Raw genomic sequence first — 25,783 nt, 5'->3', positions numbered from 1 at the left:
CCGGCGCCGGCCTGGGCCGAGGGATTAAAGTCGGGGGCACGCATGGCCCCAGTGGCACCGATCCCGCAGACCCAAATTCCGATGAATCCGACGACGACCGACACCGCCCCCGCTCCCCAAGCCGCCAGGAAGGGCGGCCGTGGGCGGCAGAACACCCGGCAGAACGCCAAGCCGGGCGCCAGCCAGGGCGGCGCGCCGAAGGCGCCGCAACGCCCCGCCCGCAAGCCCAGTCCCGTGCTCGAGAAGCTGTTCGAGCTCTATCCGAAGATGTTCGGCGCCCGTTTCCTGCCGCTCAAGCTCGGCGTCTACCAGGAATTGCTGGCGCTGCATCCCGACGCATTCAAGAAGGAAGACCTGAAGATCGCGCTGGGCCAGCATGCGCGCTCGACCCGCTACCTCGATGCCGTGGCCGCCGGCGAGAAGCGCCATGACCTGAACGGCGTGCCGGTCGAGGACGTGGCGCCCGAGCACGTGCACCACGCGATCCTCGAGGTCTTCAAGCGCCGCCAGGCACGCACCGAGGAAGACCTGCGGCCGAAGCTGCGCGCCCGCCTGGTCGAAGCCATCGAGGCCTCGGGCCTGTCGCGCGAAGACTACGTGCTGGTCGCGCGCTCGCAGGACGAAGCGACCCAGGCGGTGCTCGACGAGGCCTTCGCGGAGGTCGGCGCGCGAACCGCCAAGCGCGAGGCGCTGCTGCGTGCCTTCGAGTCCAGCGGACGCACGGTCGCGGAGTTCGCAGAGATGTACGGCATGGACCCGGCCGAGGTCGGGCGCACCCTCCAGCGCGCTCGGTCCTGACGGGCTGCCCGCCCGCAGGCGGGCGGAGTGCTCAGGCCGGCGCCGGGCCGCCCCAAGGCGGCCTGCGGCCCCCTCGGGGAGCGTGGGGGCTCAGATTCAGGCCGTGCCGGCCTTCACCTTCAGGCGCCATGCGTGCAGCAGCGGCTCGGTGTAGCCGCTCGGCTGCTCGATGCCCTTGAACACCAGATCCTGGGCCGCCTTGTACGCGGCCGAGGTCGCGAAGTTGCCGGCCATCTTCCGGTAGAGCGGATCGCCGGCGTTCTGCTGGTCGACCACCGCCGCCATGCGCTCGAAGGTGGCGTTGACCTGATCCTTCGTGACCACGCCGTGCAGCAGCCAGTTGGCGATGTGCTGGCTCGAGATGCGCAGGGTCGCGCGGTCTTCCATCAGGCCGATGTTGTGGATGTCAGGCACCTTCGAGCAGCCCACGCCCTGGTCGATCCAGCGCACCACGTAGCCCAGGATGCCCTGCACGTTGTTGTCGAGCTCCTGCTGGCGCTCGGCCTCGGTCCAGTTGACGCTGATCGCCACCGGCACCTTCAGCAGGTCGTTCAGGATGTTGTCGCGCTCGGCGTTGGCATCGATCTGCTCGAGCTGCTTCTGCACCTCGGCGACGCTCACCTGGTGGTAGTGCAGCGCGTGCAGCGTGGCGGCCGTCGGCGAGGGCACCCAGGCCGTGTTGGCGCCGGCCTTGGGGTGGGCGATCTTCTGTTCGAGCATCGCGTGCATCAGGTCGGGCATGGCCCACATGCCTTTGCCGATCTGGGCCTTGCCGCGCAGGCCGCACGAGAGGCCGACCAGCACGTTGTTCTTCTCGTAGGCCTGGATCCAGGGCGTGGCCTTGATGTCGCCCTTGCGCAGCATCGCGCCGGCCTGCATGGCGGTGTGCATCTCGTCGCCGGTCCGGTCGAGGAAGCCGGTGTTGATGAAGGCCACGCGCGCGGCCGCTTCGGCGATGCAGGCCTTGAGGTTCACGCTGGTGCGGCGCTCTTCGTCCATGATGCCGAGCTTGACGGTGTTGGCCGGCAGGCCGAGCAGCTGCTCGACGCTGCCGAACAGCGCATTGGCGAAGGCCACTTCGGCCGGGCCGTGCATCTTCGGCTTCACGATGTAGACGCTGCCGGTGCGCGAGTTGCCGCGGCGCTTGAGGTCGACGGTGGCGATGGTCGTGGTGATGACCGCGTCCATGATGCCTTCGGGGATCTCCTTGCCGCCGGCGTACAGGATCGCCGGGTTGGTCATCAGGTGGCCGACGTTGCGCACGAACATCAGCGAGCGGCCGTGCAGCTTCACGGGCTGGCCGTCGGCGCCGGTGTATTCGCGGTCCGGGTTCAGGCCGCGCGTGAAGGTCTGGCCGCCCTTGGCGACTTCTTCGGTCAGGTCGCCCTTCAGGATGCCGAGCCAGTTCGAGTAGGCGAGCACCTTGTCGGCCGCATCGACCACTGCCACCGAATCTTCCAGGTCGAGGATGGTCGACAGCGCGGCCTCGAGCACCACGTCGCTGACGCCGGCGGCGTCGCTCTTGCCGATCGCGGTCGAGCGGTCGATCTGGATGTCCAGGTGGATGCCGTTGTGCTTGAGCAGCACCGACCTGGGCGCTGCCGCCTCGCCCGTGTAGCCGATGAACTGCGACGGGTCCTTCAGGCCGGTGCTGCTGCTCTGCAGCGCGATCACCAGCTTGCCGCCTTCCACCTTGTAGCCGGTGGCGTTCTTGTGCGAGCCGTTGTCCAGCGGCGCGGCCTGGTCGAGCACGTGGCGCGCGAACTCGATCACCTTGGCGCCGCGCACCGGGTTGTAGCCCTTGCCCTTCTCGGCGCCGCCGGTCTCGGGGATCGCGTCGGTGCCGTAGAGCGCGTCGTACAGCGAGCCCCAGCGCGCGTTGGCCGCGTTCAGCGCATAGCGCGCGTTCAGGATCGGCACCACCAGCTGAGGGCCGGCCTGCAAGGCGAGCTCGGCGTCGACGTTGGCCGTGGTGGTCTGTACGTCCTTCGGCTGCGGCAGCAGGTAGCCGATCGACTCGAGGAAGGCGCGGTAGGCCGGCATGTCGGCGATCGGGCCCGGGTGCGCCTTGTGCCACTGGTCCATCTCGAGCTGCAGGCGGTCGCGCTCGGCCAGCAGCGCCACATTCTTGGGCGCGAACTCGCTGACGATGGCGTCGAAGCCTTTCCAGAAGACCTCGCTGGCGACGCCGGTGGCGGGCAACACCTTCTGTTCGATGAATTGGTGCAGTTCGGTGGCGACCTGGAGGCCGTGGACGGAGGTGCGGGCGGTCATGGTTCTGTACTCCTTGATAGATGCTGGCTTCGACTGTATTCGATACCTGTCTGGCGAAAAAGAGCCGATAGCGGGTTTGATCAGTGACAAAAATGGAGGTAATCGGCGCGGCGTCCGGTGTTCCGCAAGCCTACGCCCAGCTCGCAAGAAAAGCGCCGTCAGACCAGCCCGCTGAGCCTTCGCGCGCCCGCCAGGACCGCCTCGATGTGTTGCGGGTCGTAGCGGTGGGCCGGCATGGTCAGCGTGAGGGCGGCCGCCAGCCGGCCGTCGGCATGGAACACCGGCGCCGAGATGCCGGCCAACTCGGCCGTGCGGTCGCCGACCAGCGCGCAGTAGCCCTGGTCGCGGATGCTCTCGATGAGTGCGCGGTCCGGCGCGCTGCCCGGCCGGTCGGCCTCGGGGCCGAAGGCGATCAGGACGCGGGCGCCGGTGCCGCGGTCGGACGGCAGCAGGTCGCCGGCGCGGACGTGGTCGCGCACCAGGTGCGGCGAATCGACCCGGTACAGGCACAGGCGCGCCCAGCCCTTGCCCTGCGGCTGGCGCACGTGGTAGGCCGCGCTTTCGCCGGTGGCCGCGACCAGTTCGCGCAGCACCGGCGGCACGATGCCGTCGAGCGAGAACGAGGCCGCATGGAGCGCATGCAGGCGCGCGATCTCGGTGCCGAGCGCGTAGCGGCCGTCGTCCTGCCGTCGGATCAGGCGCGCATGCTCGAGCGAGGCCAGCAGGCGCAGCACCGTGCTCTTGTAGAGCTGCGTGCGCTCGGCGAACTGCGCCAGCGAGAGCGAATCATCGCCGGGCCGGAAGGCCGACAGCAGGCTCAGCGCGCGGTCTACCGCGGCAGCGCCGCCGGGCGCGGCGTTCAGGTCTGAGACGGATTCGGTCTGGGGTTTGCGGGGCATGGCGCGGCTTGACAGGCGGATTGTTCGTCGGTCTAATTCTGTTTGTTGGAATATAGTTCTGTAAGATAGAACAGTCAAGCCATGAAGGACCTGCAATGACAGCCCCCGATGTGCTCATCAGCGAGGTCGGCCCGCGCGACGGCCTGCAATCGGTCAAGGCCACCATGCCGACCGCGGACAAGCTGCGCTGGATCGACGCGCTGCACGCGGCCGGCGTGCGCGAGATCGAGGTCGCCTCTTTCGTGCCGGCGCGCCTGCTGCCGCAGATGGCCGACGCCGCCGAGGTGGTGCGCCACGCCGCCACGCTGCCCGGCCTGACCGTGATGGCGCTGGTGCCCAACCGCCGCGGCGCCGAGGCGGCGCTGGCGGCCGGCGTCCACAAGCTCACGATGCCGGTGTCGGCCAGCGCGGCCCATTCGCTGGCCAATGTGCGCAAGACACGCGAGGAAATGATCGAGGAGGTGCGCGCGATCGCCGACCTGCGCCGCCAGATCGCGCCGCAGGTGCGTCTCGAGGCCGGCATCTCCACGGCCTTCGGCTGCACGCTGCAGGGCGAGGTGCCCGAGGACGAGGTCATCTGGCTGGCGGCGCAGTGCGTCGCTGCCGGCGCCGACGAGTCGGGCCTGTCCGACACCGTGGGCTACGCCAACCCGGCGCAGGTGCGCCGCCTCTTCAGGCGCCTGCGGGCCGAGATCGGCGACAAGGCCGGCGCAGCCCACATGCACAACACCCGCGGCCTCGGCCTGGCCAACTGCCTGGCCGCCTACGAGGAAGGCGTGCGCACCTTCGATGCCTCGCTCGGCGGCCTCGGCGGCTGCCCCTACGCGCCCGGCGCCTCGGGCAACGTGGTCACCGAAGACCTGGTCTTCATGTTCGAGGCCATGGGCGTGCGGACCGGCATCGACCTCCAGAAACTCATCGCGGCGCGCGCGCCGCTGATCGCCGGCCTGCCCGGCGAACCGGTCTACGGCATGACGCCCGAGGCCGGCCTGCCCAAGGGCTTCAACCAGGAAACCGCACATGTCTGACACCCCACCGCTGCCCTACGCCGGCATCCGCGTCGTCGAATTCACCCACATGGTGATGGGGCCGACCTGCGGCATGCTCCTGGGCGACCTCGGCGCCGAGGTCATCAAGGTCGAGCCGATCGAGGGCGACAGCACGCGCCGCCTGCTGGGGTCGGGCGCGGGCTTCTTCCCGACCTTCAACCGCAACAAGAAGAGCATCGCGCTCGATCTCAAGAATCCCGAAGGCGTCGAGGCCGCGCTGCGCCTGGTCGCCAGCGCCGACATCGTGAGCGAGAACTTCAAGCCCGGCACGATGAAGAAGCTGGGCCTCGATCACGACAGCCTGAAGAAGCTGAACCCGCGCCTCATCTACGTCAGCCACAAGGGCTTCCTGCCCGGCCCCTACGACCACCGCACGGCGCTCGACGAGGTGGTGCAGATGATGGGCGGCCTGGCCTACATGACCGGCCGCGCCGGCGACCCGTTGCGCGCCGGCACCAGCGTCAACGACATCATGGGCGGCATGTTCGGCGCCATCGGCGCGATGGCCGCGCTGCGTCAGCGCGAGCTCACGGGCCAGGGCTGCGAGGTGCAGTCGGCGCTGTTCGAGAACAACATCTTCCTGGTGGCGCAGCACATGATGCAGTTCGCCGCCACCGGCCGCGCCGCCGACCCGATGCCGAGCCGGATATCGGCCTGGGGCGTGTACGACGTCTTCACGGTCAAGGACGGCGAGCAGATCTTCCTGGCGGCGGTCAGCGACAAGCAGTGGACGATCTTCTGCAAGGCCTTCGGCCTCGAAGAGCTGCTGGCAGACCCGCGCCTGGCGACCAACAACGACCGCGTGCTGGCGCGCGACTGGATGATGCCGATCCTGCGCTCGCACCTGGCCGGGCGCAGCGCGGCCGAGCTCAGTGCGGTGTTCGAGCAGAACGAGCTGCCCTTCGCGCCGATCACGCGGCCGCAGGAGCTGTTCGACGACCCGCACCTGAACGCCACCGGCGGACTGGCGCCAGTCCGCATGAACGACGGCAGCCAGTCGAAGGTGCCGCTGATGCCCTTCACGATCGGCGGCGAGCGTCCCGGCATCCGGCTGCAGCCGCCGCTGCTCGGCGAGCACACCGATGCGCTGCTGCGCGAAGCAGGCTACGACGCGGCGCAGATCGCGCAGCTCAAGGCGCGGGGCGCGGTCGCGGGCGATTGAGGCTGCGTCAGCCGGCCGTTGCCGGCTTCGCCGCCTCGGGCTGCCAGCCGCCGCCGAGCGCGCGATACAGGCCGACCTGCGCCGCCAGCTGGTCGGCCCGCAGCTGCAGTTCGGCCTGCTGGGCGCTGAACAGGTTGCGCTGCGCATCGAGTTCGTCGAGGTACGAGGCATAGCCCTCGAGGTAGCGGTTGGTCGCCACGCGCACCGCCTCCTGCAGCGCCACGCGCTGCGCCTCGGCCTGCTGCCCCTGGCGGCCCAGGTCGCCGACCGCGGAAAGCTGGTCCTCGACTTCGGCGAAGGCGGTCAGCACGGCCTTCTCGTAGCCCGCCAGCGCCAGCTCGCGGCGGGCGTCCGACGCCCGCACCTGGGCCTTCAGCCGGCCGCCGTCGAAGATCGGCGCCAACACGCTGCCGCCGATGCTCCAGAGCTTGAACGGATCGCCGGTGAGCGCGCTCGAGCTGATGCTGCCGAGCGTTGCGCCCAGGTGCAGCGAGGGCAGCAACTGGGCGCGCGCGGCGGCCAGCTGGGCATCGGTGGCCGCGAGCTGCGCCTCGGCGCTGGCCAGGTCGGGCCGCCGGCGCAGCAGCTCCGAGGGCAGGCCGGCGTCGGGCAGGGCGGGCAGCTTCAGCTCGACCAGCGGCAGGCCGCGCGGCACCGGTCCGGGTGCGGCGCCGGTGAGCAGGTCGATCACGTGCTCCTGGCGCACGATCGCGAGCTCGAGCTGCGGGATCGCCTGCGCGGTCGAGCGGTATTCGGCCTCGCTCTGCGCCGTCTCCAGTTCGGAGCTGTAGCCGCGCTGCTGGCGCGAGCGGGCCAGTTCGAGCGCCGATTGCCGGGCCGCCAGTGTCTGCCGCGCGACCTCGAGCCGTGCATCGAGCGCGCGCAGGTTGATGTAGCTGGCGGCCGTGGTGGCAGCGACGCTGAGCGCGGCGCTGTCGCGCGTGTCCTCGCTGGACAGCACCAGGGCATCGGCGGCCTGGCCGAGCGAACTCACGCGCCCCCAAAGGTCGACTTCGTAGGCAGCCTGGAATTGCGGCTGCAGCACGCTCGACAGATAGGGCTTGCCGGTCGCCGCGCTGATGCTGCGGCTGCGCTGGCCGCCGAGACCGAAGTCGAGCGTCGGCCAGGCGGCCGCGTGCTGGACGTCGGCCAGCGCTCGGGCTTCGGCGACCCGCGCCGCGGCGGCGCGCAGGTCGGTGTTGTGGGCCAGCGCCTGCTGCACCAGTCCGTCGAGCACCGGGTCGCCGAAGGCGCTCCACCAGCCGCTTCGCACCGGCACGCCAGGCGCCGCGGCGGCGGCGCCCTGCCAGCTCGGGGGCACCGCGGCGGCCAGCGTGGGCGCGGCCGGCAGGCTGCCGCAGGCCTGCAGCAGCAGCGCCGCGGCCACTGCCGTGGCGGCGCGGATCAGGGCGGCCCGCTTCATGACGGATCTCCGTCGGCGTGAACTGCGGCGTCGGCGCCGCGGCTCGAGCGGGTGTCGACACTCACCACCACCGACATCCCGGGCCGCAGCCGATGCGCCAGCGGCTGGCCCGGATCGACCGCGATGCGCACCGACAGGCGCTGCGGGATCTTGGTGAAGTTGCCGGTCGCGTTGTCCTGCTTGATCACGCTGAACTCCGAGCCGGTGGCCGGCGACAGGCGCTCGACGCGGCCTTCGAGTTCGGCGTCCGCGAGCGCATCGACATGGAAGTGGGCCAGCTGCCCCGGAGCCATGCGCGCGGTCTGCGCCTCCTTGAAGTTGGCCACCACCCAGACCTGCTGCGGCACGACGGCCATCAGCTGCGTGCCGGGCGTCACGTACTGGCCGAGCTTGACGCCGACCTCGCCCAGGTGGCCGTCGCGCGGAGCCCGGATCTGCGTGTTCTCGAGATCGATCTCGGCCAGCCGCACCGTGGCGCGTGCCGCCTCGACCGCGGCCTCGACCGCGTCGCGGTTGACCACGACCGTGTGCAGATCCTGCGTGGCGACGGCCTGGCCGGCGCGGGCCTGCCGGGCTGCCGCCTCGGCCTGCTTCACGCTGGCTTCGGCCTGGTGCAGTGCGGCCTCGGTCTGGTCGCGCTCGCGCTGCGACAGCGAGCCGTCCCTGGCCAGCGGCGTGGCACGGCGCATGTCGGCCTGGGCCCGCGAGAGCTGGGCGCGGGCGTTGGCCAGCTGGGCATCGGCGCTGGCGATCTGCGCCTGGGTGCTGCCGATGGTGGCCTCGCGCGACAGCCGGGCCTGCGCCGTGTTGGCCAGGTTCGCCTCCTGGATCGCGAGGCTGCTGCGCGCCTGGTCGAGCTTCTGGCGATAGATGCGGTCGTCCAGCCGGACCAGCGGCTGCCCGGCCTTGACCGCCATGTAGTCCTGCACCATGACCTCGGCGACATAGCCGTCGACCTTGGGCGCGACGATCGTCACCATGCCGCGCACGTAGGCGTTCTCGGTGCTTTCGGTGCCGTCCTGGAACGGCGGCAAACGCCAGGCGTGGAGCACCATCGCCAGGCAGGCGAGGGTGGCCGCGAGCACGATCCAGGTGCCGCGCGAGCGGAGGGCTTTGGGCAGGGGGGACATGGTGAATCCAGCGATCAGGAAGAAATCAGGAAGAAGAAGGAACGAGGCTGGCGGGCGCGGCCCGCCGCGCGCGGTGCCAGCGGTGCGTGTGGGTGCCGGCGAAGACCAGAAAGCCCAGGGCCGAGACCGCGGCGATCAGGTGGAACAGGTCGTCGTAGGCCAGCACCCAGGATTGCTGCGTCAGCTGCTGGCCCAGGAGCGCCAGCGCCTGGCCGGCGCGTGCCGTGCCGTCGTTGAGGCTGGCCGCATAGGCGCCGCCGAGCTGCGCGAGGCGCTGCACCACCAGCGGGTCGGCCAGCTGCAGTCCGTCGGCCAGGTGCGCGTAGTGCAGCCGCTGGCGTTCGGCCAGCAGGGTGGTGAGCCAGGCCTGGCCGATCAGGCTGGCCAGCGCCTGGCCGCCGCTGAAGACCGCAATGAAGCTGATCAGGTTCTTGAGGCCGCCGGCGATCACGTGCAGGAAGCCCTCGAGCATCGCCGAGGCCAGGAACATCGCGCTCGCGGCCGCCAGCAGGGTCTGCGACAGGATCAGATCGTGCGGGCGGGTCAGCACGGTCGACTGCCCGTCCATCCAGGCCGCCGCCATGATCAGCACCAGCGCGACCGTGCCGAGGCGGCCGAACTTGCGCGAGGGCAGCACCGGCAGCACCGCCAGGAAGCCGGCGATGGTGCCGGCCGTGACGCACATGAAGAGCAGGTGCATCTGGTCGTTGGTGAAGCCGAGCTGGTTCATGAGCCCGACCGCGCCCACGGTCTGTTCCGACAGCACGATGCGGAACAGCAGCGTCGCGCCGATGAAGCGCAGCATGAAGGGGCTGGCCAGCCAGCGCAGGTCGACCAGCGGCTTGTCGCGCTGCAGCTCGAGCATCACGTAGAGCCCGAGCAGCACGATCGCAGCCGCCAGGCAGAGTCCGATCCACGGCGTGTCGGTCCACCAGTGCAGCCGGCCCTGGGTCAGCACCACGCAGAACAGCGCCAGCGCGCTCGCGTAGAGCGTGAAGGCCAGGCCGTCGCCGCGCGCGAACATCGGCTGCGTCGGCATCGGCCGCAGCCGCACCACGTTGATCGCCGCGACCGAGACCAGCGCCAGCCCGGCATCGACGAAGTGCAGCCCGTGCCACTGGCCGTTCTGCAGCAGGTCGCCCGAGATGATGCGCGACAGCGGCATGCCGATCTGCAGCGTGGCGAAGCCCAGCATGAAGCCGGTCAGGGCGCGCGCCGGCGGAAAGGCCTGCGCCATGTAGAGCACCGTGAGGCTGCTGATCGGTGCCGCTGCGAGGCCCAGCGCCGCGCGCACGATGACGGCCGAGGCCAGGTGCTGGGTGAACAGGTGGGCCAGCGACAGCAGCAGGAAGACGCCGATCGCGATGTCGGCGAACCAGCGCAGGCCGTACTGGTAGCGCACCTTGGTGAGCAGCAGCGAGGCCGAGATGTTGGTGGCGAAGTAGGCGGTGGTGAGCCAGCTGGCCTCGGCCGCGGTGGCGCCGAGCGAGCCCTGGATGCCGGTGAGGTTCGAGTTGACCAGGTTCACGCCCAGGCCCTGCGTGATGCCCAGCAGCAGCGACACCGAGGCGAACAGCAGGCCCTGGCGAAGGTCGTAGGGCTCCGGCGGCGGCGCGGCGGGAGCGGGCGCCGGTGCCGCGGCCGGCGTGGTGGCAGCGGTTTCGCTCACGGCCGCGCTTCCCTGGCCGCGAGGCCGGCGAGCGGCAGCACGGCAGCGTCGACGAAGCGCGCGATCGATGCCCGCGAGACCTTCTGGTTGCGCGTGTTGTAGCGGTACAGCACCATCGCCGGCACCAGGTCCAGCAGCAGGTCGATGTCGGCCGGCGGCGCGATCTCGCCGCGCGCCACGGCGCGCTCGAACAGCGCGCGCACCTTGGCGCGGCGCGCGGTGAGGCGTTCCGGCGCCACTTTCTCGGTCCAGGCCAGGTGCTGGCGCACGTTGCCCAGCATCTCCTGCATGGCGGCCTGCATCACGTGGTTGCCGATGCCGTAGTAGTGCTCGTAGAGCTTGACCAGGTCGCCGCGCAGGGTGCCGGTGTCGACTTCGACGTCGATCGGGGAGTGCAATGTCAGCGCATCGGCCAGCAGTTCGTCCTTCGACTTCCAGCGCCGGTAGAGCGAGGCCTTGCCAGCGCCCGCGCGCTGGGCCACGGCGTCCATCGTGACCGCGGCGATGCCGCCTTCGCCGAGCAGCTCCATGGCGGCGCGCAGGACGTTGGCGTCGAGGGCGGCGTCGCGCGGGCGGCCGACGGTCGGGGTGGCGGGGGTGGACGACATGGCTATTTATGGAACTATGTAGTTTCGAAACGATAGTGTATCGAAAATAAGAAACTCCTGCAGGGCGCCGGCCGCTCGTGATAATCGCCGGCGATGGACCGCCTGAAGCAGCTCGAATCCTTTGTCGCTATCGCCGCCCGCGGCAGCCTCACGGCCGCGGCCAAGGCGGAGGGCGTGGCGCCGGCCATCATCGGCCGCCGCATCGACGCGCTCGAAGAGCGGCTGGGCGTCAAGCTGCTGCTGCGCACCACGCGCCGGATCGCGCTGACCCACGAGGGCAGCGCCTTCCTCGAGGACTGCCAGCGCCTGCTGGTCGAGCTGGCCAATGCCGAGGCCAGCGTCAGCGCCGGTGGCGTCAAGGCCAGCGGCCACCTGCGCGTCACGGCGCCGGCCGGGTTCGGGCGCCGCCACGTGGCGCCGCTGGTGCCGCGCTTCCACGAGCTGCATCCCGAGGTCACGATCTCGCTGAACCTCAGCGACCGGCTGGTCGACATGGCCGGCGAGAGCTTCGATTGCGCGGTGCGCGTCGGCGACCTTCCCGACTCCTCGCTGGTCAGCCTCAGGCTGGCGGACAACCGGCGCCGCTGCGTCGCCACGCCCGCGTTCGTGCGCCGGCATGGCGCCCCGCGCCATCCGGGCGAGCTGTCGCGCTTCGCCTGCCTGAGCCTGTCGAGCGATGCCTCGCAGACCCGCGGCTGGGCCTTCCGGGTGCCGGCCGCCGGCGGCGAGCACGAGGTCATCTACCTGAAGCCGAGCGGGCCGCTCGACTGCTCCGACGGCCAGGTGCTGCACGACTGGTGCCTGGCCGGCCACGGCATCGCCTGGCGCAGCACCTGGGAGGTCGAGGCCGAGATCGACGCCGGCCTGCTGGTGCCGCTGCTCGACGAGTTCGCCGCGCCGCCCAACGGCATCTACGCCGTGTTCCCGCAGCGCAAGCACCTGCCGCTGCGGGTGCGGCTGTGGCTGGACTTCCTGAAGTCGAACTATGCGCGGCCGGAGTTCTGGGGAGGCACAATCGCAGCGCCCGGGAAACCCAAGGAATCCGCCCGATGACGCTCGAAGCCATCCTCGCCTACCTGCACCTGCTGGCCATCCTGACGATGGTGGTCTTCATCGCCAGCGAGGCCGCGCTGTGCCGCATCGAGTGGCTCAATGCGGCGGTGGTCGAGCGGCTGGCGAAGGTCGACAGGGTCTACGGCATCGCCGCCGTGGCGGTGATCGCCACCGGCGTGGCGCGCACCTGGTGGGGCATGAAGGGCACGGCCTGGTACTGGACCAATCCGCTGCTGCACCTCAAGCTCACGCTGTTCGTGGTCGTCGGCCTGATCTCGGTCTTTCCGACGCTGCGCTACCTGCGCTGGCGCAAGGCGCTGCGCGCCACCGGCGCGCTGCCGGCGGAGGCCGAGGTCCGCAAGACCCGCAAGCTGGTGATGGTCCAGGCGCACATCATCGCGGTGATTCCGCTGCTGGCGGTCTTCCTGGCCCGCGGCTTCGGCGCGAGGCACTAGCCCGATGAAGCCGGCGCAGGTCAAGGCGCTGTTCGCCGGCACCATCTTCACCAGCGCCTTCCTGCTGTTCCTGGTGCAGCCGCTCATTGCCAAGCAGATCCTGCCCTGGTTCGGCGGCTCGGCGGCGGTGTGGTCGATCTGCATGGTGTTCTTCCAGGTCGTGCTGCTGGCCGGCTATGCGTATTCGGACTGGATCACGCGGCGGCTCGGCGCCCGCGCGCAGGCGCGGCTGCACGTCGCGCTGCTGCTCGCGAGCCTGGCCTTCCTGCCGATCGTGACCAGCGAGCGCTGGAAGCCAACCGGTGCCGAAGACCCGACGCTGTGGATCCTCGGCCTGCTGGTCGGCACCATCGGCCTGCCTTATTTCCTGCTCTCGACCACCGGGCCGCTGGTGCAGTCGTGGGTCGCGCGCACGCCCTGGGGCGCGCAGGTGTATCGCTACTTCTCGCTCTCGAACCTGGCCTCGCTGGTGTCGCTGCTGAGCTACCCGGTGCTGATCGAGCCGCGCAGCTCGCTGCTGCAGCAGGCCTGGGGCTGGTCGATCGCCTACGGCGTCTTCGTGCTGCTGTGCGCCGGCACCACGCTGCATGTGTCGCGCCACTGGCCTGCGCTGCCGCCGCCCGCCGCCGGCCTGCAGCCCGCCGCCGCGATGCCGGCGGCCAGGCCGCGGCTGGCCGACCACCTGATGTGGCTCGCCCTGCCGGCCCTCGGCTCCTGGCTGCTGCTGGCGATCACCAATCACATCACGCAGAACGTGGCCGCCATTCCCTTCCTGTGGGTGCTGCCGCTGTCGGTCTACCTGCTGACCTTCGTGCTGACCTTCGAGAGCGACCGCTGGTACCGGCGCCCGGTGTTCGTGCCGCTGGCCGCCGCGATGCTGGCGCTGTGCGCCTTCGGGCTGCAGCACAGCCTGGGTTCCGAGCTGCGCACGGCACTGCCGATCTACATCGTCGGCCTGTTCGCGCTGTGCATGTTCCTGCACGGCGAGATGGCGCGCCTGCGCCCCGCCGGCGCCTACCTGACCCGCTTCTACCTGATGCTCTCGCTGGGCGGCGCGCTCGGTGGCGTCAGCGTCGGGCTGGTGGCGCCGCACGTGCTGCCGGCCTACTACGAGCTGGGCGTCGGCCTGATGCTGTGCGCGCTGATCGCGGCCGTGCTGTGGCGCCGGCGGCGCGTCGGCCTCGCGGCCTCGCTGGCGCTGGCGGGGGCCTGTGCCTGGTTCCTCGCGCTGCAGATCGAGGACGACGCGGCCGGGGTGCGCCGGATGCAGCGCAACTTCTACGGCACGCTGGTGACGCTCGATGCCGAGCGCGGCGATGCGCGCGAGCGGGTGCGCAAGATGTACCACGGCTCGGTCAAGCACGGCGAGCAGTACCTGTCGCCTTCCAGGCGGCGCGAGCCCACCTCCTACTACGGCCCGAACTCCGGCGTCGGCCTGGCCATCGCGGCGGCACCGGAGACGCCGCGCCGCGTCGGGCTGATCGGGCTCGGGGCCGGCACGCTGGCGACCTACGGCCGGCCCGGCGACACCTACCGGGTCTACGAGATCAACCCGCAGGTCTTCGAGCTGGCCGACACCGAGTTCAGCTTCCTGGCCGACAGCCGCGCGCGGATCGAGCGGGTGCTGGGCGATGCCCGGCTGGCACTCGAGCGCGAGTCGGCGCAGGGCTTCGACGTGCTGGCGGTGGATGCCTTTTCAGGCGATTCGGTGCCGGTCCACCTGATCACCTCGGAGGCGATGGACCTGTACCTCGGCCACATGCGCCCCGGCGGCATCGTCGCCTTCCACGTCACCAACCGCTTCCTGGCGCTGGCGCCGGTGGTCGAGAAGATCGCGCTGGCGAAGGGGCTGCACGTCGCGCTGGTGCACGACGAGCCGAGCGACGAGGGCCTGCGCAACACCGACTGGGTGCTGGTCGCGCGCGAGCCGGACCGACTCGCCGAAGGCGCCATCGGCCGGGCCCGCTCGCGAATCGAGCAGATCGCCGGTCTGGAGCCCTGGACCGACGACTACAACAACCTGTTCGGCGTCTTGAAGTAGCGGATCAGCCCTTGGCGTCCGCCTCGCACTTCTTCATGAAGCTGGTCTTGGCGGCGCCGGCCAGGGCCTTGCCGTTCTTGTCGATCGCCTTCGCGGCGCAAGCCGGTGCGGCGGCGGCCGCGGCGTCCTTCTCGCACTTCTTGACGAAGCTGGTCTTGGCCGCGCCGCTCAGCTTCTTGTCCGCCGCCTGGGTGTCGCAGGGGGACGCGTGGGCGATGCCGAAGGACAGGGAGGCGCCCAGAGCCAGCAGGGAAAGGAGCTTTTTCATGATGTAGGAGTCCTTGGGTTGGGGTTGAGACGGTGTTCCCCGCCTCGGGGCTGTTCATCCTAACGGCCGAAGTTCACTCTTGGATGACGTTCGTTACGGGGGTGCCTTTTGCCCCCGGTAAAATTCCCAGATGCTATTGGTCAAACAGGAGCTGCTCGCGGCGCTCGCGAACACGCTCGAATCCCTCTCGCCCGGCGCCGGCAGCAAAGCCGCGTTCGAGTCGCCCAAGGTGGCGGCCCATGGCGATTTCGCCAGCACCGCCGCCATGCAGCTGGCCAAGCCGCTGCAGCGCAAGCCGCGCGAACTGGCCGAACAGCTGGCCGCCGCGCTGCAGGCCACGCCCGCCTTCGCCCGCTGGGTCGACGCGATCGAGATCGCCGGCCCCGGCTTCCTCAACATCCGCCTGAAGACCGCCGCTCGCCAGCAGGTGGTGCGCGAGGTCCTGGAGGCCGGCCCCGCCTTCGGCAGCCAGCCCGCGCGCGAGGACCGGGTGCTGGTCGAGTTCGTGTCGGCCAACCCGACCGGCCCGCTGCACGTCGGCCACGGCCGCCAGGCGGCGCTCGGCGACGCCATCTGCAATCTGCTCGCGACCCAGGGCGACAAGGTCTGGCGCGAGTTCTATTACAACGACGCCGGCGTGCAGATCCAGACGCTGGCCACCAGCACCCAGCTGCGCGCCAAGGGTTTCAAGCCGGGCGACCCCGAGTGGCCCGAGCAGGCCTACAACGGCGAGTACATCGCCGACATCGCGGCCGACTTCAAGGCGAAGAAGACCGTCCGTTCGGACGACCGCGAATACACCGCCAGCGGCGATGTCGAGGACATCGACTCGATCCGCCAGTTCGCGGTGGCCTACCTGCGCCACGAGCAGGACCTGGACCTCAAGGCCTTCCAGGTGAAGTTCGACAACTACTACCTCGAATCCAGCCTGTACACCAGCGGCCGGGTCGCGGCCACGGTGCAGAAGCTGATCGACGCCGGCAAGACCTACGAGCTGGACGGCGCGCTGTGGCTCAAGTCGACCGACTACGGCGACGACAAGGACCGCGTGATGCGCAAGGGCGACGGCACCTACACCTACTTCGTGCCCGACGTCGCCTATCACATCGCCAAGTGGGAGCGCGGCTTCCACCAGGTGGTCAACATCCAGGGCACCGACCACCACGGCACGATCGCGCGCGTGCGTGCCGGCCTGCAGGCGGCCGGGGTCGGCATTCCGGCCGGCTACCCCGACTACGTGCTGCACACCATGGTGCGCGTGGTGCGCGGCGGAGAAGAGGTCAAGATCAGCAAGCGCGCCGGCAGCTACGTCACCTTGCGCGACCTGATCGAATGGACCAGCACCGACGCGGTGCGCTTCTTCCTGCTGAGCCGCAAGCCCGACACCGAGTACACCTTCGACATCGACCTCGCGCTGGCGCAGAACAACGACAACCCGGTGTACTACGTGCAGTACGCCCACGCGCGCATCTGCTCGGTGCTGGCGGCCTGGGGCGGCGACGCCGCGAGCCTCGAGGGCGTCGACCTGTCGCCGCTCGAGAGCCCGGCCTCGCAGGCGCTGCTGCTGCAGCTGGCCAAGTACCCCGCGATGCTGACCGCGGCGGCCAAGGACTTCGCGCCCCACGACGTCACTTTCTACCTGCGCGAGCTGGCTGCCAGCTACCACAGCTACTACGACGCGGAGCGCATCCTGGTCGACGACGAACCGGTCAAGCTGGCCCGCCTGGCGCTGGTCGCGGCGACCGCGCGGGTGCTGCACAATGGCCTCGCTGTTCTGGGCGTCAGCGCGCCGCAAAAGATGTGATTCCCTCCTCCACCATGAAGACAAGACAAAGCGGCAATATCGTCATCGGGCTGATCGTCGGCCTGGTGCTCGGGCTCGGCATCGCCCTCGGGATCGCGGTCTACGTGACCAAGGTGCCGATCCCGTTCATGACCAAGACCCAGCGCGGCGGCGCCGAGCAGGACGAGGCCGAGGCGCGCAAGAACCGCGATTGGGACCCGAACGCGCCGCTGGCCGGCAAGGCCGGGGCCGCAGCCCGCGCGCCGGCGACCGCGCCGCCGACGCCGGCCACCGCTCCCGCGGCCGCGGCCACGCCGCCTGCCGGTCCGGTGCCCGTGGTGGTGGCTCCCGGCAGCGCCGCCGCGCCGCGCGCACCACGCACCGCGCCGGTGCCGGCCGAAGCCAACGCGCTGCCGCCCTCGAACGACCCGATCGGCGATTTCGCGAAGGCGCGCAGCGGCTCGGGCACCAGCGCCGCGGCGCCGGCCGCCGCCAGCACCGATCCCTTCATGTATTTCGTCCAGGCCGGTGCCTTCCGGACCCAGGAAGACGCCGACGCGCAGCGGGCCAAGCTCTCGCTCATGGGTGTCGAAGCCCGCGTGACCGAGCGCGAGCAGGCCGGTCGCACCGTCTATCGCGTGCGCGCGGGTCCTTTCAACAAGAAGGACGATGCCGACCGCCTCAAGGAACGGCTGGACGACGGCGGCCTGGAGTCCGCCCTGGTGCGCGTCCAGCGTTGAAGTCATGGCCCCCACGCTCCCCCACTGCGTGTGGGTCGCTGCCCCCCGAGGGGGTGCAGGCCGCCTTGGGGCGGCCCGGCGCCGGCCTCGCCCTGATACTTCACCGATCTTTACTTTGAGCGCGCGGGGAACTCCATCCCGGTCCGCGGGCTCTTTCAGGCGACAGGAGAACTTCTAAATGCAACGTCGAGATTTTTCTTTGGCCGCCGCTTCGGTGGCCCTTCTTCCGCTGGCTGCACCCTCGCATGCGCAGGCGCGCGCGTTCAAGGCCGGCACCGACTACATCGTGCTCGGCAAGCCGGCGCCGGTCGACGCGCCCGCGGGCAAGGTGGAGGTGGTCGAGTTCTTCTCGTACAACTGCCCGCACTGCGCCGCCTTCGAGCCGAAGCTCGAGGCCTGGGTCAAGCAACTGCCGCCGCATGTCGCGTTCCGCCGCATCCCCGTGCCCTTCGTCGGCAACGACACCGAAGCCAAGCAGCGCTTCTACTATGCGCTCGAAGCCATGGGCAAGGTCGACGAGTTCCAGATCAAGATCTTCCAGGCCATCCACCAGCAGCGCCTGAACCTGACCGGCGATGCCGCGATCCTCGCCTGGGTCGAGAAGCAGCCGGGCCTCGATGCGAAGAAGTTCGCCGAACTGTTCAAGTCCTTCTCGGTCGCCGGCAAGGCCAAGCGCGCCGCGCAGCTCACGAACGACTACCAGGTGGCGGGCGTGCCGGCCCTGGGCGTCGCCGGCCGCTGGTATGTCGATGGCGACACCGCCGGCTCGCTCGACCGCGCCCTGCAGGTGGTCGACTTCCTGGTCGCCGAAGCCCGCAAGGGTTGAGAGCGCCCGGGCGGCCTGGCCGACCCGATTCCCGTCAACGAAGCCCGCTTCCGCGGGCTTTTTCGCTCAAGGCCGCGCGAGTGGCGTCCCTGGGACGCATACAATGCAGAGCAAGTTTCGTGCCTCTATGACAACTCCCTCTTCCCACTCCCCCCGCCGCCCCGCGCGCGTGCTGATCCTCGCCCTGGCGCTGGCCGGTGCCGCATCGCTGGCCCAGGCCGAGCAGGCCGACCGGAGCAAGCCGATGAACATCGAGGCCGACGCGATGCGCTATGACGACCTCAAGCAGACCAGCGTGTTCACCGGCAACGTGGTGGTGAACAAGGGCACGATCCAGATCCGCGGCACCCGCATCGACGTTCGCCAGGACCCCGAGGGCTACCAGTACGGCGTCGTCACGGCCGAGCCGGGCAAGCTGGCCTACTTCAAGCAGAAGCGCAATGCCGGCACCGACGAGTGGATCGAGGGCGAGGGCGAGGTCATCGAGTACGACAGCCGCGCCGACAACGTGAAGTTCATCCGCCGCGCGGTCATGCGGCGCCTGATCGGCGCCACGCCCAACGACGAGAGCAGCGGTCCGCTGATCGTCTACGACCAGAGCAACGACACCTTCACGGTCAATGGCTCGTCGCTGCCGCCGAACGCCGGCGTGGCGACCCAGCCGGGCGGCCGCGTGAAGGCGATCCTGACGCCCAAGCCGGCCACCCCGCCGGCCGGCGCCGCCAAGCCCGCCGCCACGCCGGCGCCGGGCAACAGCCTGCGTTCCACCACCACGCTCGGCGGAGACACCAAGAAGTGATCGAAGCAGCCGGGATGAGTGCGAGCGACGGCCAGCCGGGCAGCCGGCTGGAGGCGCGCAGCCTGCAGAAGAGCTACGGCAGCCGCAAGGTCGTCAAGGACGTGTCGCTGGCGGTGCAAAAGGGCGAAGTGGTCGGCCTGCTGGGCCCGAACGGCGCCGGCAAGACCACCTCCTTCTACATGATCGTCGGGCTGGTGCGGGCCGACGCCGGCGAGATCACGATCGACGGCGAGCCGATCGCCCACATGCCGATCCACCGCCGCGCCCGCATGGGCCTGAGCTACCTGCCGCAGGAGGCCTCGATCTTCCGCAAGCTGACGGTCGAGGAAAACGTGCGCGCCGTGCTCGAGCTCCAGAGCGAGCCCGACGAGCGGGGTCGGATGGTCTCGCTCGGCAAGGCGCGCATCGAGGAGCGCCTCACCGAACTGCTGGCCGACCTGCGGGTCGACCACCTGCGCGATTCGCCGGCGCTGTCGCTGTCGGGCGGCGAGCGCCGCCGGGTCGAGATCGCGCGTGCGCTGGCGACCCAGCCGCGCTTCATCCTGCTGGACGAACCCTTCGCCGGCATCGACCCGATCGCGGTGATCGAGATCCAGCGGATCATCAGCTTCCTGAAAGAGCGCGGCATCGGCGTGCTCATCACCGACCACAACGTGCGCGAAACGCTGGGCATCTGCGATCACGCTTTCATCATCAGCGACGGGCATGTGCTGGCACAAGGCACGCCTTCGGAGATCGTCGACAACGCCGAGGTACGACGCGTGTACCTGGGCGAACATTTCCGGATGTAGGAGCCCAATCTCGATGAAGCAGGGGCTTTCGCTTCGCGTCTCCCAGCATCTGGCGCTCACGCCGCAGCTTCAGCAGTCGATCCGGCTGCTGCAGCTCTCCACGCTCGAGCTGAGCCAGGAAGTCGAGCAGATGCTCGACGACAACCCCTTCCTCGAGCGCACCGCCGAGGAGGCGGCGCGCGAGGAGTTCGGCCTCGAGACCGCGGATGCGCCGGTGCGCGACGAGGACCGGCAGGCCGAAGGCGACAGCGACTTCACGCCCGGCCCCTCGGCCCCGGCCGAAGTCGCGGTCGCCAGCCCGGACACCGAGACCGCCGCCGCCGATGCGCCCGACGGCGAGCCCGACTGGGAGGGCGACGGCACAGTCGACCTGGCGCCCGACGACAGCGAATGGGGCAGCGATGCCCCCGCGCGCACCAACAACCTGGGCGACGACGAGCGCACCGACGCCACCGAGCTGGCGCGCAGCCAGGAGTCGCTGCAATCCTTCCTGCACCGGCAGGCGCTGGGCCTGCGGCTCAGCGAGACCGACCGCGCGGCGCTGCGCTTCCTGATCGAGTCGCTCAACGACGATGGCTACCTGGAGGATTCGCTGCCGGCGCTGGCTTCGGGCCTGGCCGGCGACGACAACGACCAGTTCGACGACCTGGTGCATCACTTCCAGGTCGCGCTCGGCCTGCTGCAGAGCCTGGAGCCGGTCGGCGTGGGCGCGCGCAACCTTGGCGAGTGCCTGACGATCCAGCTGCGGGCCCTGGCCCGGCCGGACGAGGACGCCGACGAGGCGCAGGTGCGCGAGACCGCGATCGCGATCTGCAAGCAGCCGATGGAGCTGCTGGCGCGGCGCGACTTCAAGCGGCTGGCGACCCTCACGCGCAGCAACGAGGAAGAAGTGCGCGCTGCGCTGCAGCTGATCGCCAGGCTCGAACCCAAGCCCGGCCGCCGCTTTGTCGATGTCGAGCGCAACGTGGTGATCCCCGACGTGATCGTCACGCGCATCGGCAACGGCAGCAACATCAAGTTCCGCGTCATGCTGAACCCCGAGGTGATGCCGCGGCTGCGGGTGCACGACATCTACGCCGGCGCGCTCAAGCAGCACAAGGGCGAGGGCAGCCAGGCCCTGTCGCAGCGGCTGCAGGAGGCGCGCTGGTTCATCAAGAACATCCAGCAGCGCTTCGACACCATCCTCAGGGTGTCGAACGCGATCGTCGAGCGCCAGAAGAGCTTCTTCGTGCACGGCGAGCTCGCGATGCGGCCGCTGGTGCTGCGCGAGATCGCCGACGAGCTCGGCCTGCACGAATCCACCATCAGCCGCGTGACCACCGCCAAGTACATGGCGACGCCCTACGGCACGGTCGAGCTCAAGTACTTCTTCGGCTCGGCGCTCGGCACCGAGACCGGCGGCAACGCCTCCAGCACCGCGGTGCGGGCGCTGATCAAGCAGTTCGTGAGCGCCGAAGACCTGAAGAAGCCGCTGTCGGACAGCCAGATCTCCGAGATGCTCAAGGAGCAGGGCATCGAATGCGCGCGCCGCACGGTGGCGAAGTACCGCGAGGCGCTGCGCATCGCGCCGGCCAATCTGCGCAAGGCGCTCTAGCATGAGCGGCGCCCCGGGCCTGCTGGCGCGCCGGTGGCGGCTCGGTGCGGCGCTGGTGGTCGCGACCCTCATGGCCAGCGGCTGCGCGATGCTGCCGGCCGACTTCGAGCGCCAGCCCTCGAGCGCGATCGCGGCCTCGGCCGAGACCACGCTGGGGCGCATCGTCAAGGCCTCCTCGCCCGACCCGGATCTGAGCGGCTTCCGGCTCATGGCGGGCGGCGACTTCGCGCTCGACACGCGGCTGCAGCTCGCGCGCCGCGCCGAGCGCACGCTCGATGTCCAGTACTACCAGATCGAGAACGACGACACCGGCCGCTACTTCCTGCGCAACCTGCGTGATGCGGCGCTGCGCGGCGTGCGCGTGCGGCTGCTGATGGACGATCTCTACACCTCCGGCGAGGACGAGCTGCTGATGGCGCTGGCCGCGACGCCGAACCTCGAGCTGCGGCTGTTCAACCCCTTCCCGGCCGGCCGCGACAGCATGCTGAAGCGCTTCTCGAGCTCGCTGTTCGATTTCGATCGGGTGAACCGGCGGATGCACAACAAGCTCTTCATCGCCGACGGCGCGATGGCGGTGGCGGGCGGGCGCAACATCGGCAGCCAGTACTTCACGCAGACCGCGGGCGCCAACTTCCTCGACATCGACACCTTCGTCGCCGGCGCCCTCGTTAAGCGCCTGGGCAGCCTCTTCGACCTCTACTGGAACAGCCCCTACGTGCGGCCGATCGGCAGCGTGGTCAGCTCTTCGCTGCCGCGCGAGGAACTGCAGCGGCGCTTCGAGCAGGCCACCGGACCCGCCACCACGATCGCGCCGCGGCCGCCGGCGCCGAACGACGTGCTGGGCTACGCGCCGCTCGGGCCGGAGCTCAAGGACGGCGCCCGGCTCGACCTGATCTGGACCGTGGCCGAGGCCTATGCCGACTCGCCCGACCGCGTCATCGGCAAGACCGCGTCCTATGGTGGTGTGCCGCTGCTGGACGTCGACAGCGTGCGCTACAACGTGATCGAGCAGATGCGGCGCTCGCGCTCCGAAGTCACGCTGGTGTCGCCCTACCTGATCCCGGGCAAGGCCGGCCTGGAGGTGATGCGCGAGGTCCGCGGGCGCGGGGTGCGGATCAGCGTCGTCACCAACTCGCTGGCGGCCACCGACGAGCCCGTGGTCCATACCGGCTACCGGCGCTACCGGCCAGACATGCTGAGGCTGGGCGTCGAGATCCACGAGCTGAGCTCGGTGCGCACCAAGCGCAGCGTGCGGCTCGGGCTGTTCGGCTCGCAGGTCGGCCGCCTGCATGCGAAGGCGGCGATCTTCGATCGGCGCTCGCTGTTCCTGGGCTCGATGAACTTCGATCCGCGCTCGGACACCCACAACACCGAGATCGGGCTCTTCATCGCCAGCCCCGAGCTGGCGCAGCAGATCCTGAAGCTGCTCGACGTGCTCAAGCAGCAGGGCGCCTACCGGGTGCGTTTCGCCGAAGGCGGCGAAAAACTCGAATGGGTCACGTCGGAAGACGGGGCTGACCAGGTGCTGACGGTCGAGCCCGACTCGGACCTGTGGGACCGCCTGATGCTGGAGCTGCTCGCGCCGCTGGCGCCGGAGAGCCTGCTGTAGAAGTGCACCGGGCCGGCCGTCGAGCCGAGGTGGCGGCGCTGCGGACTTGACTCACTTCGACGACCGTTTGCGCGGGTCGAATGTGGGGAAGCCCGGTTCTCGGGTCTGCGCCAGGCCCCAGTGGTAACCGTTGATGTCCGCGATGAGGGCGAACCGATCCCCCCAGGGGGCGTCGCGGGGCGGCTCGAGCACCACTCCCCCCGCAGCCTTCGCACGTGCAGCCACCGCATCCACGTCGTCTACGTAGATGTAGAAGTAGGCTGTGTGCTGCCTGGGGTCGGCGAAAGAGATCGGCGCCAATGTCGGGCGGCCACCGACGTTCTCCGGCACGAACATGAGCGCCAGTTCGCCGTGATAGTCCATCTCGACGTGCACGGGAAGGCCATCCTTGAGGTTTTCGTAGCGCAGCTTGAAGCCGAAGGTCTGCGTGTAGAACTGCTTGCTGGCGGCGACGTTCTTGACTGTCAGGTGGGGCGTGATCAGCCGGGAAGACAGCCACGGCGAGCCCGTCGTACTCGCGTGTTGGGTCTGCGAATCGTCCGATGCAATGGCAACGCCTGCACCCGTCAATGACGCAGCAAGCAAGAAGACGCTGAAGAAGTTCACTCGATGATCTCCTGTGGAATAAAAAAACGCGGGATCTGCCTCGAGGCGATCCCACCGGACCGGCGGCTCAAAGCTTGGTTCGATCCGCCACGTACTCGCCAAGCCGGTCGATGTCGTTGACCACGATCGTGCGCCCCTCCAGGCTGAGCAGCCCGCGGTCGGCCAGTTCGCGGAAGTAGCGCGACAGGGTCTCCGGCGTGAGGTTGAGCTGCGCCGCGACCACGTTCTTGTGCATCGACAGCTCGATCTTGGCGGGCGTCATGCTGCCCGGTGGCAGCAGGCGCAGCAGGTAGGTCACCAGCCGCGCGGCGGGGGGCTGCAGCGAGAAGCATTCGATGTCGTCGACCACGTTGCGCATCCGCATCGACAGGCTGGCGAGCATGCGCATCGCGAAGCGGCTGTCGCTCTCGATCAACCGCACGATCGCATTGCGCGGAAGGTAGAGCAGCAGGCTGTCTTCGAGCGCCTGCGCAGTCAGGTAGTACGGGCGCTCCAGCAGCATCGTGATGTCTCCGAAGCTGCCGCCGGAAGTGACGATGTCCAATGGCTTGTCGACACCCTGCGAAGACACCAGCGACAGCTTGACCTTGCCCGATACCAGCATGTGGAAGCCCTCGCAGGGGTCGCCTCGCTTGAAGAGCACCTTCCGGCGTTCGGCGTGCACGGTTCGAACCGATGGCGCGAGCGCGTCGAGGTCCGCCTGCCTGACCTCCTGGAACAGAGGCAGGTTGCGGAGAATTTCAAGGTAGCGTTGTGTGGGGGCTGTCACTCGAGCGGGTTCCAGGGACCTGGCGACCATCAGCCGGATGCGCCCAGCACGACACCGGGCGGAAGGCTTCTCTTGCGTTCGCGCCACCAGAGGATGCCGCCACAGGCGAAGACGATCGCCTGCGTGCCGATGAGCAGCGCGAAGCCGGCGAAGAATCCGGCGGCCGCACCGCCCGATCCGTCGGTGTTGGCGGAAACCGAGCCGATCACGATGCCCATCAGCGCCGGCATGAAGCCGGCCACCAGGCTGCCCGTGCCATTGACCACGCCGAAGGCGCTGGCAACGTGTTCCGGCCGTGAGAAGTACTGCACCGTGCTCGGAATGGCCGGGCTCAGCAGGCCCCAGCAGAAGCTGGCGGCGATCAGGCAGTAGGTGGCCGAGTAGCCGTCCTCGACGTTGATGGCCAGCAGCACCGACAGCGCGACGCCGACGCTGGCGGCCATGAAGACCAGCGGCACCTGCGGGCGGTCGATCCTGTCGAGCAGGATGCCTCCGAGCAGGACCGCCAGCACCGTGGCGTATTGCGGCAGGGAGGCGAGCCAGCCCATTTCCGCGCGGCTGAAGCCGCGTGCCTGCTCCAGGTAGGCGGGCAGCCAGTTGCTGGCGCCCCACAGGTAGGCCAGCGCCGCCGAGGTGAGCACCGTGATCAGCAGCAGGTGGCGCGTCTGGAGGGCGCCCTTGACGATGCCCTGGATCTGGCCGAGGGCGGCGCCGACGGATTCCGGCCGGGCCTGGTTGCCGATGGTCTTGGGCATGTGGATGAAGGCGAAGACGAGCGGGATGCCCAGCGCGACGTTCATCAGGCCCAGCAGGTAGAACGAGGTCTGCCACTGGAAGTGCACCAGCATCAGGCTGATCAGCGGGAAGCCGACGGCCAGGCCGAGGCCGGTGCCCATGTTCACGAAGGCATTCGGCTTGCCGTTCTCGCGGTCTTCGAAATGCGCCTTGATGTAGGCGGAGGCGAGCGAGAAGAGCGGGCCTTCGGAGACGCCGAGCAGGACCCGCGACGCCAGCAGGCTGCCGTAGCTGTCGAACCAGGGCGACATCGCCGTGACCCCGCCCCAGATCAGGAGTCCGCCGAGCAGGCTGTTGCGCACGCCGAAGAGCGCGGCGCAGAAGGGCGTGAAGATGAAGGCCGAGGTGCCGTAGCCCAGCATGAAGGCGGTGGCCAGGAAGCCCTGCCTGCCCTTGTCGTCGAGCGTCAGTCCGATGTGCTCCAGGAAGTCGGCGTTGTTGAACAGGATGGCGATGTTGATGCGGTCGATGTAGGAGATGGCAACGACGACGAACAGCGTGGTGATGCCGTACCACCGCATGGAACTCTGTGATTTCATGTGTCTCCCCGCCTCAATGGTGGCAGTGGCCTCGGTGGCCTGCTGGTTTTGTTCTTGACCCGGATCGGCCGCGTGGGCTCGAAACGAAGATTCGCCGGCGCTT

At 69.6% G+C, this 25,783-nt stretch carries 23 protein-coding genes; 13 read left to right on the top strand and 10 right to left on the bottom strand.

The window, feature by feature from the left end; all coding sequences use genetic code 11:
- Positions 1-81: 81 nt before the first annotated feature.
- On the top strand, positions 82-798 hold the full coding sequence (locus QTI45_RS19370) for a ProQ/FINO family protein (RefSeq protein WP_286372065.1): 717 nt from the start codon (positions 82-84) through the stop codon (positions 796-798).
- Positions 799-894: 96 nt separating this feature from the next.
- Here QTI45_RS19370 and QTI45_RS19365 read toward each other — a convergent pair whose 3' ends face one another.
- The gene (locus QTI45_RS19365; protein ID WP_286372064.1) at positions 895-3,072 is read right to left on the bottom strand and encodes a malate synthase G; all 2,178 of its coding nucleotides are present in this window, start codon (positions 3,070-3,072) and stop codon (positions 895-897) included.
- Between the two features lie 158 nt (positions 3,073-3,230).
- Positions 3,231-3,971, bottom strand: a complete 741-nt coding sequence (locus QTI45_RS19360) for an IclR family transcriptional regulator (protein ID WP_286655542.1) — start codon at positions 3,969-3,971, stop codon at positions 3,231-3,233.
- Positions 3,972-4,066: 95 nt separating this feature from the next.
- On the opposite strand from QTI45_RS19360, the gene QTI45_RS19355 reads away from it, so the two are divergent.
- Both QTI45_RS19355 and QTI45_RS19350 read left to right on the top strand, forming a co-directional pair.
- Positions 4,067-4,999 carry a hydroxymethylglutaryl-CoA lyase gene (locus QTI45_RS19355; RefSeq protein ID WP_286655541.1) on the top strand — a complete coding sequence of 311 codons (933 nt, stop codon included), beginning with the start codon at positions 4,067-4,069 and terminating at the stop codon, positions 4,997-4,999.
- Positions 4,992-6,182 (top strand): CaiB/BaiF CoA transferase family protein, encoded by a 1,191-nt coding sequence (locus QTI45_RS19350; protein ID WP_286655540.1) that lies wholly within the window; start codon positions 4,992-4,994, stop codon positions 6,180-6,182. Before QTI45_RS19355 ends, QTI45_RS19350 begins: the two co-directional genes overlap by 8 nt.
- 7 nt (positions 6,183-6,189) lie before the next feature.
- On the opposite strand, the gene QTI45_RS19345 is transcribed toward QTI45_RS19350, so the two are convergent.
- Genes QTI45_RS19345 through QTI45_RS19330 form a run of 4 tightly spaced genes read right to left on the bottom strand, consistent with a single transcriptional unit; the run spans position 6,190 to position 11,012 of the window.
- Positions 6,190-7,605, bottom strand: coding sequence for an efflux transporter outer membrane subunit (locus QTI45_RS19345; RefSeq protein WP_286655539.1), 1,416 nt, complete (start codon positions 7,603-7,605; stop codon positions 6,190-6,192).
- A complete protein-coding gene (locus tag QTI45_RS19340; RefSeq protein WP_286655538.1) occupies positions 7,602-8,735 on the bottom strand; it encodes an HlyD family secretion protein in 1,134 nt (377 codons plus the stop codon). Before QTI45_RS19340 ends, QTI45_RS19345 begins: the two co-directional genes overlap by 4 nt.
- A 25-nt stretch (positions 8,736-8,760) precedes the next feature.
- Positions 8,761-10,404: an efflux MFS transporter permease gene (locus QTI45_RS19335; RefSeq protein WP_286655537.1), complete on the bottom strand. Its 1,644-nt coding sequence runs from the start codon at positions 10,402-10,404 to the stop codon at positions 8,761-8,763.
- Positions 10,401-11,012, bottom strand: coding sequence for a TetR/AcrR family transcriptional regulator (locus QTI45_RS19330; RefSeq protein WP_286372057.1), 612 nt, complete (start codon positions 11,010-11,012; stop codon positions 10,401-10,403). Before QTI45_RS19330 ends, QTI45_RS19335 begins: the two co-directional genes overlap by 4 nt.
- A gap of 93 nt (positions 11,013-11,105) precedes the next feature.
- Between QTI45_RS19330 and QTI45_RS19325 the strand changes: the two genes are divergently transcribed.
- From QTI45_RS19325 to QTI45_RS19315, 3 genes are read left to right on the top strand one after another with little or no spacing between them, the layout of a single operon-like run.
- A complete protein-coding gene (locus tag QTI45_RS19325; RefSeq protein WP_286655536.1) occupies positions 11,106-12,065 on the top strand; it encodes a LysR family transcriptional regulator in 960 nt (319 codons plus the stop codon).
- Positions 12,062-12,520 carry a DUF2214 family protein gene (locus QTI45_RS19320; protein WP_286655535.1) on the top strand — a complete coding sequence of 153 codons (459 nt, stop codon included), beginning with the start codon at positions 12,062-12,064 and terminating at the stop codon, positions 12,518-12,520. Before QTI45_RS19325 ends, QTI45_RS19320 begins: the two co-directional genes overlap by 4 nt.
- A gap of 4 nt (positions 12,521-12,524) precedes the next feature.
- Complete coding sequence (locus QTI45_RS19315; protein WP_286372054.1) at positions 12,525-14,561, top strand: spermidine synthase; 2,037 nt, start codon at positions 12,525-12,527, stop codon at positions 14,559-14,561.
- Positions 14,562-14,565: 4 nt separating this feature from the next.
- Here the strand turns inward: QTI45_RS19315 and QTI45_RS19310 are convergent, their stop codons facing one another.
- Positions 14,566-14,829: a hypothetical protein gene (locus QTI45_RS19310; RefSeq protein ID WP_286372053.1), complete on the bottom strand. Its 264-nt coding sequence runs from the start codon at positions 14,827-14,829 to the stop codon at positions 14,566-14,568.
- Between the two features lie 130 nt (positions 14,830-14,959).
- On the opposite strand from QTI45_RS19310, the gene argS reads away from it, so the two are divergent.
- The 7 genes from argS (at position 14,960) to QTI45_RS19275 (ending at position 22,971) form a co-directional block, all read left to right on the top strand.
- On the top strand, positions 14,960-16,633 hold the full coding sequence (argS, locus tag QTI45_RS19305; RefSeq protein ID WP_286655534.1) for an arginine--tRNA ligase: 1,674 nt from the start codon (positions 14,960-14,962) through the stop codon (positions 16,631-16,633).
- 14 nt (positions 16,634-16,647) lie between these two features.
- Positions 16,648-17,352: an SPOR domain-containing protein gene (locus QTI45_RS19300; RefSeq protein WP_286372051.1), complete on the top strand. Its 705-nt coding sequence runs from the start codon at positions 16,648-16,650 to the stop codon at positions 17,350-17,352.
- Between the two features lie 178 nt (positions 17,353-17,530).
- Positions 17,531-18,178, top strand: coding sequence for a thiol:disulfide interchange protein DsbA/DsbL (locus QTI45_RS19295; RefSeq protein ID WP_286372050.1), 648 nt, complete (start codon positions 17,531-17,533; stop codon positions 18,176-18,178).
- 127 nt (positions 18,179-18,305) lie between these two features.
- Positions 18,306-18,977 carry a lipopolysaccharide transport periplasmic protein LptA gene (lptA, locus tag QTI45_RS19290; RefSeq protein ID WP_286372049.1) on the top strand — a complete coding sequence of 224 codons (672 nt, stop codon included), beginning with the start codon at positions 18,306-18,308 and terminating at the stop codon, positions 18,975-18,977.
- Positions 18,978-18,991: 14 nt separating this feature from the next.
- The gene (lptB, locus tag QTI45_RS19285) at positions 18,992-19,768 is read left to right on the top strand and encodes an LPS export ABC transporter ATP-binding protein (protein WP_286372048.1); all 777 of its coding nucleotides are present in this window, start codon (positions 18,992-18,994) and stop codon (positions 19,766-19,768) included.
- Positions 19,769-19,781: 13 nt separating this feature from the next.
- A complete protein-coding gene (locus tag QTI45_RS19280) occupies positions 19,782-21,362 on the top strand; it encodes an RNA polymerase factor sigma-54 (protein WP_286372047.1) in 1,581 nt (526 codons plus the stop codon).
- Between the two features lie 70 nt (positions 21,363-21,432).
- A complete protein-coding gene (locus QTI45_RS19275; protein ID WP_444813190.1) occupies positions 21,433-22,971 on the top strand; it encodes a phospholipase D family protein in 1,539 nt (512 codons plus the stop codon).
- A 51-nt stretch (positions 22,972-23,022) separates the two neighbouring features.
- On the opposite strand, the gene QTI45_RS19270 is transcribed toward QTI45_RS19275, so the two are convergent.
- The 3 genes from QTI45_RS19270 to QTI45_RS19260 form a co-directional block, all read right to left on the bottom strand.
- Entirely contained in the window at positions 23,023-23,577 is a 555-nt protein-coding gene (locus QTI45_RS19270) for a VOC family protein (protein ID WP_286372045.1), read from the bottom strand.
- 67 nt (positions 23,578-23,644) lie between these two features.
- Positions 23,645-24,346 carry a Crp/Fnr family transcriptional regulator gene (locus QTI45_RS19265; protein ID WP_286372044.1) on the bottom strand — a complete coding sequence of 234 codons (702 nt, stop codon included), beginning with the start codon at positions 24,344-24,346 and terminating at the stop codon, positions 23,645-23,647.
- A 29-nt stretch (positions 24,347-24,375) separates the two neighbouring features.
- The gene (locus QTI45_RS19260; RefSeq protein WP_286372043.1) at positions 24,376-25,680 is read right to left on the bottom strand and encodes an MFS transporter; all 1,305 of its coding nucleotides are present in this window, start codon (positions 25,678-25,680) and stop codon (positions 24,376-24,378) included.
- Between the last annotated feature and the right edge of the window lie 103 nt (positions 25,681-25,783).

Origin of the sequence: Variovorax saccharolyticus (genome assembly GCF_030316765.1) — a bacterium.
In the GTDB taxonomy this organism is placed as follows: domain Bacteria; phylum Pseudomonadota; class Gammaproteobacteria; order Burkholderiales; family Burkholderiaceae_C; genus Variovorax; species Variovorax saccharolyticus.
Note: the sequence above shows the minus strand (reverse complement) of the source record. Positions and strands in the feature narration are given on the sequence as shown.

Bases quoted from the DNA above. Each gene is read 5' to 3' on its own strand.
- QTI45_RS19370 (WP_286372065.1), top strand. From the start codon at position 82: ATGAATCCGACGACGACCGACACCGCCCCCGCTCCCCAAGCCGCCAGG.
- QTI45_RS19365 (WP_286372064.1), bottom strand. From the start codon at position 3,072: ATGACCGCCCGCACCTCCGTCCACGGCCTCCAGGTCGCCACCGAACTG.
- QTI45_RS19360 (WP_286655542.1), bottom strand. From the start codon at position 3,971: ATGCCCCGCAAACCCCAGACCGAATCCGTCTCAGACCTGAACGCCGCG.
- QTI45_RS19355 (WP_286655541.1), top strand. From the start codon at position 4,067: ATGACAGCCCCCGATGTGCTCATCAGCGAGGTCGGCCCGCGCGACGGC.
- QTI45_RS19350 (WP_286655540.1), top strand. From the start codon at position 4,992: ATGTCTGACACCCCACCGCTGCCCTACGCCGGCATCCGCGTCGTCGAA.
- QTI45_RS19345 (WP_286655539.1), bottom strand. From the start codon at position 7,605: ATGAAGCGGGCCGCCCTGATCCGCGCCGCCACGGCAGTGGCCGCGGCG.
- QTI45_RS19340 (WP_286655538.1), bottom strand. From the start codon at position 8,735: ATGTCCCCCCTGCCCAAAGCCCTCCGCTCGCGCGGCACCTGGATCGTG.
- QTI45_RS19330 (WP_286372057.1), bottom strand. From the start codon at position 11,012: ATGTCGTCCACCCCCGCCACCCCGACCGTCGGCCGCCCGCGCGACGCC.
- QTI45_RS19325 (WP_286655536.1), top strand. From the start codon at position 11,106: ATGGACCGCCTGAAGCAGCTCGAATCCTTTGTCGCTATCGCCGCCCGC.
- QTI45_RS19320 (WP_286655535.1), top strand. From the start codon at position 12,062: ATGACGCTCGAAGCCATCCTCGCCTACCTGCACCTGCTGGCCATCCTG.
- QTI45_RS19315 (WP_286372054.1), top strand. From the start codon at position 12,525: ATGAAGCCGGCGCAGGTCAAGGCGCTGTTCGCCGGCACCATCTTCACC.
- QTI45_RS19310 (WP_286372053.1), bottom strand. From the start codon at position 14,829: ATGAAAAAGCTCCTTTCCCTGCTGGCTCTGGGCGCCTCCCTGTCCTTC.
- argS (WP_286655534.1), top strand. From the start codon at position 14,960: ATGCTATTGGTCAAACAGGAGCTGCTCGCGGCGCTCGCGAACACGCTC.
- QTI45_RS19300 (WP_286372051.1), top strand. From the start codon at position 16,648: ATGAAGACAAGACAAAGCGGCAATATCGTCATCGGGCTGATCGTCGGC.
- QTI45_RS19295 (WP_286372050.1), top strand. From the start codon at position 17,531: ATGCAACGTCGAGATTTTTCTTTGGCCGCCGCTTCGGTGGCCCTTCTT.
- lptA (WP_286372049.1), top strand. From the start codon at position 18,306: ATGACAACTCCCTCTTCCCACTCCCCCCGCCGCCCCGCGCGCGTGCTG.
- lptB (WP_286372048.1), top strand. From the start codon at position 18,992: ATGAGTGCGAGCGACGGCCAGCCGGGCAGCCGGCTGGAGGCGCGCAGC.
- QTI45_RS19280 (WP_286372047.1), top strand. From the start codon at position 19,782: ATGAAGCAGGGGCTTTCGCTTCGCGTCTCCCAGCATCTGGCGCTCACG.
- QTI45_RS19275 (WP_444813190.1), top strand. From the start codon at position 21,433: ATGGCCAGCGGCTGCGCGATGCTGCCGGCCGACTTCGAGCGCCAGCCC.
- QTI45_RS19260 (WP_286372043.1), bottom strand. From the start codon at position 25,680: ATGAAATCACAGAGTTCCATGCGGTGGTACGGCATCACCACGCTGTTC.